This is a genomic window from Novosphingobium sp. 9U, from assembly GCF_902506425.1.
Taxonomy (GTDB): Bacteria; Pseudomonadota; Alphaproteobacteria; order Sphingomonadales; family Sphingomonadaceae; genus Novosphingobium.
On the sequence record NZ_LR732510.1, the window covers coordinates 1 to 1,273 of the forward strand.

Annotated in this window: 1 pseudogene; it reads right to left on the minus strand. The window is 60.3% G+C overall.

The window, feature by feature from the left end:
• Positions 1-255: 255 nt before the first annotated feature.
• Positions 256-1,273 (minus strand): annotated as a pseudogene (locus GV044_RS19300) (IS110 family transposase); the annotation flags it as partial.

Consider the following 1,273-nt stretch of genomic DNA (forward strand, 5'->3'; position numbering starts at 1 on the left):
TGAACGTATGGCCCGCCCCGTTTGCAAGTAGGGTGATTGGACGTTCTGATCAGTCTGCGTCAACGTATACGGTCTCATGGGCGAGCCCATGGCCAAGATGGACATCCGCGCGTTTAGAGCCTCATAATGAAGGCGGCATCCGAGTGCCAATTCATCTGCCAGGCTTTCTAAGCGCCGATTGACTGTCACGCCATCTTTACGATCCTTCCTGCAAACCTCGTGGGCCACGCGCTTGAGGGCGCGCGGCCGATCTGATTATGCCGCGGTTGCATAGCCGCGGTCGAAAGTCGTTTCCTTGCGAAGGGTCGCCCAAGCGATGCGGGCGAGCTTGTTGGCCAGAGCGACGGTCACCGCGTTGCGGTGAACCCCTCGCTCGATCATGCTCTTCAACCACCGGCCCAGGGGAGTGTCGCTCTCGGAGAGTGAGGGCAGTGCTGCCCGAGCACCGTGGATGAGCAGAGTGCGCAAGTAGGTGTTCCCACGCTTAGAGATGCCCATCAGGCGAGGCTTGCCGCCGGTTGTGTGCTGTCGGGGCACCAGACCGAGCCAGGCTCCTAGATCTCGCGCTTGGCGAAGGCACTCGCGTTGCCCACGGCGGCGATCAGGGCTGTTGCGTTCAAAACCCCAACGCCTGGAATCGACGTCAGCCTTCGCGTCGCAGGAACGGTGCGAGCCAGTTCAACGAATTCGCCGTTTAACGTCTCGATCTTGATATCGAGTTCCCGCCATTCTGCGCGCAGTTCGCTCGTCAGCTGCCGTACACGCGTCGACAATGCGCTTTCATCGTTGGCCAGCATGTCATCCAGGCCAAGCTCGAGCTTGCGGCGCCCAGCCGGGAAGATCATTCCGCGTTCCAGAAGGATTGCCCGCAACTGATTGATCAGGTTCGTGCGCTCGGCGACTAGGCGGGAACGCACCCTATGCAGAGACTGGATATCCAGTTGCTCCTCGCTTTTGAGTTCGACGAACCGCATCGTCGGCCGCGATGCAGCCTCGGCAATCCCCTCAGCATCGCGGTCATCGTTCTTCTGCGCTTTCACATAGGGGCGCACGTACTCTGGCGACATCAAGCGGATCTCGTGACCTCGCGCGGCAAACAAACGCCCGAGATGATGAGCGCCGCAGCACGCTTCCATCGCAACCACGCAGGCTGGAAGCTTTAACACGTAGTCGATCAACGTCTGCCGGCGCATCGATCGGCGCACCACTACCGCGCCAGCTGCATCGACGCCAACAATGCTGCACGAGTTCTTGCCGAGATCAACACCAAGGA